This is a genomic window from Anaerobacillus alkalilacustris, assembly GCF_001866005.1.
In the GTDB taxonomy this organism is placed as follows: domain Bacteria; phylum Bacillota; class Bacilli; order Bacillales; family Anaerobacillaceae; genus Anaerobacillus; species Anaerobacillus alkalilacustris.
On record NZ_MLQR01000018.1, the window covers coordinates 1 to 8,868 of the forward strand.

An 8,868-nucleotide genomic window follows, 5' to 3' on the forward strand; every position below is an offset into this window, starting at 1 on the left:
CTTAATAGAAAGAGATGTCTGTAAGGATTTTCGTTTTAGCTTAAAAGAGTAACGTGTAAGCTTTTAATAGAATTGGAGAGTAAGAAAACAAGGACTTGTAAAAAAATGACATACAAGCCCCGGGTATCCTATTGCCTTTTTTCCTAAGTTGGTTGATAAACTTTTCTTTAGACTGGATTATATTTTCCTGATTTAGAGGTTTAGATGTAATTTGTAAGTTATTGGCTCTTTAGCCTGATGACATTGAGTTAATCCCCCACCCTAATCGTAGCGTAGGTGGGATTTTCCAATGTTTCACCTTGCTGAAACGAGTTCACTGTACAATTTTTTTACCGTATCTTGAAAAAAACTCATTTTGATTCCTCATTTAAGCCCCTCGGTATCCCTCACATCTCATCTAAGGACAATCTTATTTTTCTATTTCCGCCAAAAAGTAGAACAGTTTGCCTTGTCCGAAATATTAAACTCAATCATTTTCTCAAGTAGCGGGTAATCAACTGGATCATTCCAAGGGATTCGTATCAGCTCCTTTGTGTAGTCATATCCAGCCTTCACAATATCATCCTCTACATGAGTGATCGTCACACTTTCAGGGGCGACAGCTATATGCTTTTTAGATACACTAAATCCAATAATAAATGTACCATGATCTGTAAACATCGGTTGTTTCCATTTAATTTCTGTGTTTAAATTTGGATATTTCTTTTTTATCCAAGTAAACACTTCTTCCGCTCTTTCTCGGTGGAACGGGTCATCAATCCCCGCTAAAAATTCAGAAAAAACTTCCATGTTATTCCCTCCAAAATAAAATTTATGCCGGTTCCTGTTACAGAAACGCTAACCCATTTAGTTAAGTAAAGTACGTCACATATTATAGATTAATTATTCTTTAAATGATAACCCATCTTCTTCTAATGAACTTCTCATTAATAGGTAAGGAAGCTGGTCCAATACCATGAATTTTTAATACTTCTTTTTCAGTATAGTTCGATAGTTCTTGCAAAGTATCAATTCCTTCATGAATCAGTGCATTTCTTGCAGGTGAACTAAGTTTCGAAAGGAAGCCGCTATGAGGCTTACTCTCTTTATCACAGGTAGGGCAACTTGGACAATCACTACTTTTGTAATACTTATGCCCCTTTCCACAAATCCTTAAACTTTTTTCAACTGTCAAATTAATCCCCCCTAACAAATTCTGTATTCAACTTTAACATTTTATATTTTGTATATTAGTTTTACAACCTTGTTGTACTATGCAGAAACTGACTTTGTTGTTTTTACGGATTTCTTATTCAACATTAGAGCACTCGTTACTTTAAGTGTTATCTTTCACATTCTTAATGATTAATTGAGACGGAAATTTAAAAAGTTCCCAATAAGACAAAGTAACGGAGTTAGAATTAGAATTAAAAATAATCCAGTGAACATAAATTTTATATATTGATTTCTATTTACACCTTCTCTTAATTCCCAAAGACCTAATGTAATAAAATATAAGCCAATCATAATTGACATAAACGGAAGAATAATAACTAAGCCCTCCAAATAAACACATCCCTTCAATAATTTTTCTATATAATTCTTATTTAAGTAAAGCTTCCTTATATGTAGTATGGTTTTCGACCGTATTTAACGTAAATAAAGATGTAAAAACAGCCTATTTCCTATCTGTGATTACTTGTTATATATAGTTAATAATCATAGTTTTCAACGTTAACAACGATAGGGCTTTACTTGGAGGGGTGGGTATAATAGGCTGGCCTGCCCGTTAGCTTAATATCAGTTTTAGAAAAAGAGGTAATTATCTCTCAACACTTTAAGAAAAACTGCACTACCAATCGAAGCAAATATTAATGCAAGACCAAAATGGGTTTTAATCATCTTTTTGTTTAATTTAAGTGGAACTGTACGAACGTAAAGTTACTAAAATTGGAAATAGCTATGGAATAACTATTCCTACTGAACTCCTTAGACAAGTTGGATTAGCACAAGGCGATGATGTTCACGTTGAAGTCAAAGATGGTAAGATTGTTTTACGAAAAAAAGAACATATAACTCTCGCTGAAGATGTTGACGCTGAATTCATGGATATTATAAATGATGTTATTAAAGAACATGACAAAGCTTTTATAGGGTTAGTGGACAGATAGTGGATGTTGTAAATCATAAATACACATTTGATGAAATAGCTCCCATAATAGAGACTCCTACAGAACGACTATAAAACCATTCTTTTCATTAGAGAATGGTTTTATAGTTTTAAACAATGATTTTGATTAACACTCTCGTTTACTTGAATAAGAAAACTCCTTCTATTGATTAATGGCCCCAATCATCAACACGCCAATTATCCGTTTTACTATCCCTTATCAATATCCACTTCCAATTGGATTCAGATGAATTTGGTTCGAAACTTCCATCGCCACCTGAAGAATTAACATCAAAATTAGATAATAAAATGATAACATTTTCTTCCTTTATACCGTTTAATGAACCCTTGCCATATTTGAGATAATCTTTAATGAATTCATTTGATTTATTTTCTGAGTACCATAAGTCCGTAAGCTCACAGCCTTTAAAATCCTTAAACTTTTTCTTTACTGTAACAACAGCTTCATTTATTTCCTCCTCAGAAAATTTAACAGATTGTTCAATGCTCACTTGAACATTATTGATTTTTCCAAATTGGTTATTAAACACAATTGACACCAAAACAATTATCAAGCTAATAGAAAATATGGTCTTTTTCATATTACAACCCTCAATATTATATTTTTACCTGAATTATTCATAGAAAATCGATAATAGTATATAATTGCCTATCTAATAAGCTTTTTCATTAAACGATCATGCATCAAATAAATGAAAAAAGAACCCATTTCTGATAAGGTTAAAAGTACCACCAAATAACCGACAGAAAGGGTTCTTATAACGGCTACTTTCCAGCAATTAACACTTGATTTCAATCGTAAAATTAAATTGTCAAATGACGGAGGAGAACTCTTGTCCGATACCGGCGAATTCCTTTTTAGAAAATTCGATGAAAAGATAGGTTTTTCTAATACATTGGCACAGTTTTTACATCTGAAAGACAACAGACGTTACTCTGTTCATTCGAATGAAAATTTATTTCGTCAAAAGATTTATCAAATTATTGCTGGATACACCGAAGATCACGCTGCTGATCAATTGACGAAAGATCCTGTGTTTACACAAATCATTGGAACAGATGCGTTAGCTTCACAACCCAGTTGTTTCTACGCATTCAGATACCTATGGAGATCAAGAATCTGCCGCTTACAATGCCCATTATGGAACAGTCGGTTTCCACCCATTAGTTGCTTTCGATGGGGTAACTGGTGACTTTATCAAAGCTAATCTACGTCCTGGAAATGTCTATATTTCTAACGGTGTGGTCGAGTTTATTCAACCACTCATTCAACACTACAATGAAAAATCCCCAGAAACTACACCATTTGTTCGTGGCGATTGCGGTTTTGCCGTCCCGGCTTTGTATGATTTGTGCGAAAAAGAATGCGTCTTTACATTATTCGGCTCTAATCAAATGCCAATCTGCAACGAATTGCGGATGAACTCCTTCCTTCATCCGTACCTTCTGATGTCACAGAAACGGAATGCTATTTTGAAGAAACCGTTTATCAAACAAAATCATGGTCTAAGCCAAGAAAAGTAATTATAAACTCCGTACGTCCTGCAGGCGAATTGTTGTTTAACCATACGTTCCTAGTGACTAATTTAATAGATGCCTTTTCTCCCAGAGATATCGTTCTTACTTATCAAAAAGAGGTACGATGGAGAACTACACCAAGGAAGCTAAGAATGGTTTTGGTTTTGGTTTTGATAAAATGAATAGTCATTCTTACCAAGTAAATGAAGTAAAGATGATGTTGATTTTATTGGCTTATAACTTAACGAACTGGTTGCGTACGCTTTGTTTTCCAGAAGAACAAAAGACCATGCGAATCGACACCATACGCACACGAATTATTAAAGTTGCCAGTAAATTAGTAAAATCAGGACGATCCCTTTACTTTAAGCTAGCTTCAAGTTTCGTGTACCAAGAATTCTTTTGGAAAGTACTACAGCGAATTCAAAGGCTAAAACTGGAGTAAAAACCATCCAATAATCAATTTTTTAAAAATGTATGCCAGACCAAGGGAGTAGTCTGCCCAAAAACGGAACATTTTCAAGCGTTCATTTTAAAAACACATCTCAAGTAGCCAAATCACTATGATTTCTTTTAAATGGTTAAGAAAAATATTAGTTTTTGGGTTTCTTTCATGACTTAACCACGCAGTATGAATAATTCAGGTAAATATATTATAAATCAGCTTTTATTAAATTTTTCAAATAGAACCATAACAAGAATGAACTTACTTTTTCAGCCCCCTCTCTCACGGCTTAACTTTATTACAGATACCCCTTTCAAGAAATAGAAAACGATAATGATGATCAACGTTGTTGTGCTATTGGAAGCGTTAGTTCAATAAGATTGAATTCATTTGGTCTTTTCATTATTTATTTTTTTATTCCTCATAATACTATGAATTACCAGTCCGATTAGAAAAATAAATAATGCTGTAAATACTATCCCATAGCCTATTTCCTGATTAATATAGTTTAAATAAGCATATAGTGCCATCAAGATAGAACTCATCATTAAAGTAAATATTGTTAACGGATGGGTTTTAACTTTTTCCAAGAAAACTCTCTCCTTTCTTCTTAAACTATTCAGCTCCCGTTAACTTAAGTACAATGTTTCACAAAGTCACCTGAAAATGGAGATCTTCGCTTCGTAGTATAGGTCTAACAGTCTGTCATCAGTACACTTTTTTTGTCAAATTTATGGTAAATTTTATGTTTGAGATGTACATCTTAATGACTGTAAAATAATTGAGTAACAAGGATTATCGATACATTCCTATTCTTTGTCTTTCAATTTTTTCTTCATTTCATCACTTAGTTGAATATTTAAATAACCGAAATAAGGCTTTTCTGCTGCGTCGTGGCGGTATTCTTCATATGTTACTGCTAGGGATAAATATATTAAAGTGTCACGAACAAGTTGAAGCATACGAAGACACCTATCTTTAAGATCGTCGTAAGAAATACAATAGCTTGCAGGGTCATCTAATTGATAGGATTGATCCCAACCTGTAGGAGTAACTCTTATAAACTGATGAGTCAAATGATTACGTATTTTGTTCCATTCCCTTGCAGCAGGTTCCACTAGTTCTTCATCTCGTTCATTATAATAAACATCCTTTGATAACCAGTATAATGCTTTAAGGTGAGGATTCTCTAAATGTTTTTGCACCGAACGGCGAAGCTGCTTATTTTTTGAATAGTCTTTATACCATAATTTACGTAAATTAATCTCCATGTTATTACTTATACCAAGCTCGAAATACTCATTTAAATAAAACGCAACTTTATCAAAGATGGAATAGCAAGTACGAAATGAAGCGAAAATCTTTTCCTTACTTAACGTATTAATTGATCTATCGCCGAGATCCTGATAATAAATTCTTTTTTCTGCATAATGTTGTTTTTTCGGATCCAGCTTTGCACCATCATAATAAAACCATCTTGCTGTACTAAATTGCTCAATTAAATGATTGAAGAAACCATCAAATTTTTGATAATAGTTATTCTCTTTTCTTAAGGACTTAAACGGACAAAGGTTATCAGATGCAGCTTCGTCTACAATTCCCGCATCACCTAAAACATTTAAGAATAAGCGGCAATTAAGAGCCCACATCCTATACTCTTTTTCTCTCTTGTCTGAAGTTCCTATGTCTGTGCTTAACTTTCTATATCTATCCTTAATATGATTTGGTATCTTCTGTAACTCTGAATCTGCAATACTAGCAATACGTTTAAATTCCCTATTGTTGTATTCTGTCACTATATGATCTTGTTTTACTTTATCAAAACAAACTCTTGCCGTTTTCAAAAGAACATACCGCTCTCCATTATCGGCAATATTTTGAGCAAGACGGAAAAGACATACTCCTCTATTCCCCCAAGCCATATTAAAGTTCCTATTATTATTCAAAATCATTTGGAAATATCGTATAGATTCAATGAAGCGGCCCATTTCACTCAACGTTGTCCCAATATTGCTGAGTATTTGTTCCATCATTTCGGGAATGTAATCCCCATCTTTTATTTGAGCCATAGAAACAAAACTCTTTCTTAATGAGGAAATGATCCTTTCTTGATTAAGATTATTCCAATCATTTTCTTCTTTCTTACTTACCATGTTCCTGATTGTCCAATAGTGGGATTCATAGAAGTAGTAATAATAAGCAAGGGAATGGTTCCTCATTTTCCTCTCCACTTGTTCTAACCAATTTTTCCAGTGCCTCATTTCCTGTTGACAACTATCTGGATGATCGTAACAGTAGTCCGTCAAAATCTTGAAATAATTTAAAATAGTTTCAGGCGGCAAATGAGAAATTCCCTTCATTCTTAATAACTCGGCTACAGTAGGTATATTATTCAAATAAAAACCTCCCTATCATAGTAAGTGGCTAATTTACTGGGAATAGACCAAAGATTGCAAAGGCTAAATCATTACAATATTTTCTTAAAGACAAAATGGACATGGTTTACTCATTCCATACTCCTTAGGTAAATATCAATACAATTCTCTCTTGGAATTATATAACAAAAGTTGAGATAGAAAAAGGAACCTATTAGGATTTTATGTCCACTCGTTTAAATTTGTATAAAAAGTGCAACTTAACTATTAAATAAGGGAAGCTTTATAGAAAAAGGATCTAGCTAATTTTAGTTGCAAGAGGAACATACATCATTTTCTACAATTACAAAAAGGAGGGAAAGTAATATGGGAGATATCAAGCTTTTTCATGTAAAAGGAGAAAGTGTTGAAGAGTTAGTAGGCCAATCGGTATCAGTTGAAAAATCACTTCAACATATTATTGAACGAAATTTAGAAACCTTTTTAGGTGTACGCTTTTTAGCTTCGGAACATAGCACCGGTAAACGGCATGCAGACAGAATCGATACACTTGGTATTGATGAAAACCATTCACCTGTCATTATTGAATACAAACGATCGGTTAACGAAAATGTCATAAATCAAGGTTTATTTTATCTAGATTGGCTTCTCGATCATAAAGCGGAATTTGAATTGATGGTTATGCGGAAATATGGACAAAGCGTTTCAGACGTTATTGACTGGAGTAGCCCTCGATTACTATGCATTACAGGTGGTTTTACGAAATACGACGAACATGCCGTCCAACAAATAAACAGAAATATTGAGCTTTACCAATATAAACATTTTAACAATGAATTTTTATTACTCGATTTAGTTAATTCAACTACAGCTCAAACCATACAGTATAGCAATGAAGGAACTCCAGCTAATCATCTTACCAATCGAGCTAACCGGACTAAAACAGTATCAGATTATTTAGAACAAGCTAATACAGATTTAACTGATAAATTTGAAACGTTAAAGGCTTATATGACTGCACTAGGTGATGACGTACAAATAAAAATTCTTAAACATTACATAGCTTTCAAACGTATTAAGAACTTTGCTTGTATTGAAATACATCCACAATCAGGAAGGATATTGCTATACCTTAAAGTTAAACCTGAAAGCATTACATTAGAACAAGGCTTTACTCGTGATGTTACAAATATTGGACATTATGGAACTGGGGATCTAGAAGTTACGATTGGTAGTAATGAGGATATTGAAAAAGCTAAGAGTTTTATTAATATGAGTTATGATGTTAGTTAAAGGCTCGCTTAGTGCTAGTCCTTAACTTTATTTTTTGTCTCAGGACAGAGGTTTCAGTGCCCCACCACTTATGAACGTATGTTTGTCTACTATAGTCGTATCTATGAAAAATATCGTCTCCCCATTGTACATATAGCTGTTTTTAATTATGTTATGATTAAAGATGAACCGGATACTTTTACGATTACATTTCCATTCAAAGACATATTATCATTTCATTTCTTTACATTAGAACTAAAAAAACGAAATTGGCGTGACTATATTAAACAACCTAATCTAGTAGCGCTGGCATTACTTGGTAAAACGGGCTATGATACGAAAGAAAAAGTACAAATGAAATTTGAATTTTTACGAACCTTTCTAAAATTAGAGTTAGATCCTGCTCGCCAAAAATTAGTTCATGCCATTTTTGAAAAATACCATAAACTTAGAACTGAAGAAGAAATACATCTATACAAAAATTTAAAACAATTTCCGAATGATGAGGTGAACCAAATTAGGGAACTGATGACTTCATGGGAGAAAAAAGGCTATAATAAAGGAATTGAAAAAGGCATAGAAAAAGGAAAAATCGAGGAAAAAAAATCGAATTTGTCAAAAAACTAATCCTACGAGACTTGTCTACAAGAGACATCAATGAATTAACTGGTTTAACAGAAGCTGAGGTTGAGAAGCTTGAGGAAAACTTTCGCACCAATAATAAGTAAGAGCGCCTGAAATTTATCTTAATCAAATAGCTCACTAGGAAGCTATTTGATTAGACACAGAACTGTATTAGCACTACATGTCAATTCAATCTCTCAAAACGCAAAAAGAGACTGGGACAAAACTAGTTTCTAATTAGAAAAAAAGTGAGCTTGAGTGTACTCAATCTCACTTTTTTCCATTTATCTACATTACCACTTTTATATTCTTAGTTGTTAGCCGTGAATTTTCGAATATTCACGGCCATTAATGCCAGGCCCATTTCGTTTCCAACCTTCGATTTTCCACGTACAGAAAATCGAGTAAAACGCAAATTAGCCTTCAAGAATCCAAAAACTGGTTCTACATCGATCTTACGTTTA

The 8,868-nt window shown here is 33.3% G+C and carries 10 protein-coding genes and 3 pseudogenes; 6 read left to right on the top strand and 7 right to left on the bottom strand.

What is annotated here, in order from left to right:
• Nucleotides 1-417: 417 nt before the first annotated feature.
• The 3 genes and pseudogenes from BKP37_RS07995 to BKP37_RS08005 form a co-directional block, all read right to left on the bottom strand.
• Nucleotides 418-789, bottom strand: coding sequence for an iron chaperone (locus BKP37_RS07995; RefSeq protein WP_071309094.1), 372 nt, complete (start codon nucleotides 787-789; stop codon nucleotides 418-420).
• A gap of 93 nt (nucleotides 790-882) precedes the next feature.
• Nucleotides 883-1,174 (bottom strand): annotated as a pseudogene (locus BKP37_RS08000) (RNA polymerase alpha subunit C-terminal domain-containing protein).
• 170 nt (nucleotides 1,175-1,344) lie between these two features.
• Nucleotides 1,345-1,545, bottom strand: coding sequence for a hypothetical protein (locus BKP37_RS08005; RefSeq protein WP_071309095.1), 201 nt, complete (start codon nucleotides 1,543-1,545; stop codon nucleotides 1,345-1,347).
• 353 nt (nucleotides 1,546-1,898) lie between these two features.
• On the opposite strand from BKP37_RS08005, the gene BKP37_RS08010 reads away from it, so the two are divergent.
• Complete coding sequence (locus tag BKP37_RS08010) at nucleotides 1,899-2,150, top strand: AbrB/MazE/SpoVT family DNA-binding domain-containing protein (RefSeq protein ID WP_071309096.1); 252 nt, start codon at nucleotides 1,899-1,901, stop codon at nucleotides 2,148-2,150.
• A gap of 169 nt (nucleotides 2,151-2,319) precedes the next feature.
• On the opposite strand, the gene BKP37_RS19145 is transcribed toward BKP37_RS08010, so the two are convergent.
• Entirely contained in the window at nucleotides 2,320-2,751 is a 432-nt protein-coding gene (locus BKP37_RS19145; protein ID WP_084034595.1) for a DUF4829 domain-containing protein, read from the bottom strand.
• Nucleotides 2,752-3,003: 252 nt separating this feature from the next.
• On the opposite strand from BKP37_RS19145, the gene BKP37_RS21115 reads away from it, so the two are divergent.
• From BKP37_RS21115 to BKP37_RS21125, 3 genes and pseudogenes are all read left to right on the top strand, one after another.
• Nucleotides 3,004-3,363, top strand: a complete 360-nt coding sequence (locus BKP37_RS21115) for a transposase (protein ID WP_483860431.1) — start codon at nucleotides 3,004-3,006, stop codon at nucleotides 3,361-3,363.
• Nucleotides 3,317-3,694 (top strand): annotated as a pseudogene (locus BKP37_RS21120) (transposase); the annotation flags it as partial. The gene BKP37_RS21115 and the pseudogene BKP37_RS21120, both read left to right, overlap by 47 nt.
• Nucleotides 3,583-4,133 (top strand): annotated as a pseudogene (locus BKP37_RS21125) (transposase). The pseudogenes BKP37_RS21120 and BKP37_RS21125, both read left to right, overlap by 112 nt.
• Nucleotides 4,134-4,519: 386 nt before the next feature.
• Here the strand turns inward: BKP37_RS21125 and BKP37_RS08025 are convergent.
• Both BKP37_RS08025 and BKP37_RS08030 read right to left on the bottom strand, forming a co-directional pair.
• Complete coding sequence (locus BKP37_RS08025) at nucleotides 4,520-4,723, bottom strand: hypothetical protein (RefSeq protein WP_071309097.1); 204 nt, start codon at nucleotides 4,721-4,723, stop codon at nucleotides 4,520-4,522.
• A gap of 219 nt (nucleotides 4,724-4,942) precedes the next feature.
• Nucleotides 4,943-6,529, bottom strand: a complete 1,587-nt coding sequence (locus BKP37_RS08030) for an LA2681 family HEPN domain-containing protein (RefSeq protein WP_071309098.1) — start codon at nucleotides 6,527-6,529, stop codon at nucleotides 4,943-4,945.
• A gap of 345 nt (nucleotides 6,530-6,874) precedes the next feature.
• Between BKP37_RS08030 and BKP37_RS08035 the strand changes: the two genes are divergently transcribed.
• Both BKP37_RS08035 and BKP37_RS08040 read left to right on the top strand, forming a co-directional pair.
• Nucleotides 6,875-7,801, top strand: a complete 927-nt coding sequence (locus BKP37_RS08035) for a DUF5655 domain-containing protein (protein ID WP_071309099.1) — start codon at nucleotides 6,875-6,877, stop codon at nucleotides 7,799-7,801.
• Nucleotides 7,802-7,879: 78 nt separating this feature from the next.
• Entirely contained in the window at nucleotides 7,880-8,407 is a 528-nt protein-coding gene (locus tag BKP37_RS08040) for a hypothetical protein (protein ID WP_071309100.1), read from the top strand.
• A 307-nt stretch (nucleotides 8,408-8,714) separates the two neighbouring features.
• Here the strand turns inward: BKP37_RS08040 and BKP37_RS19150 are convergent.
• The coding region (locus tag BKP37_RS19150; RefSeq protein ID WP_139193089.1) for a transposase at nucleotides 8,715-8,868 on the bottom strand (154 nt) is incomplete at its 5' end.

Excerpts from the sequence above, each read along its gene's own strand:
- BKP37_RS07995 (WP_071309094.1), bottom strand. The coding sequence starts at position 789 with ATGGAAGTTTTTTCTGAATTTTTAGCGGGGATTGATGACCCGTTCCAC.
- BKP37_RS19145 (WP_084034595.1), bottom strand. The coding sequence starts at position 2,751 with ATGAAAAAGACCATATTTTCTATTAGCTTGATAATTGTTTTGGTGTCA.
- BKP37_RS08035 (WP_071309099.1), top strand. The coding sequence starts at position 6,875 with ATGGGAGATATCAAGCTTTTTCATGTAAAAGGAGAAAGTGTTGAAGAG.
- BKP37_RS08040 (WP_071309100.1), top strand. The coding sequence starts at position 7,880 with ATGTTTGTCTACTATAGTCGTATCTATGAAAAATATCGTCTCCCCATT.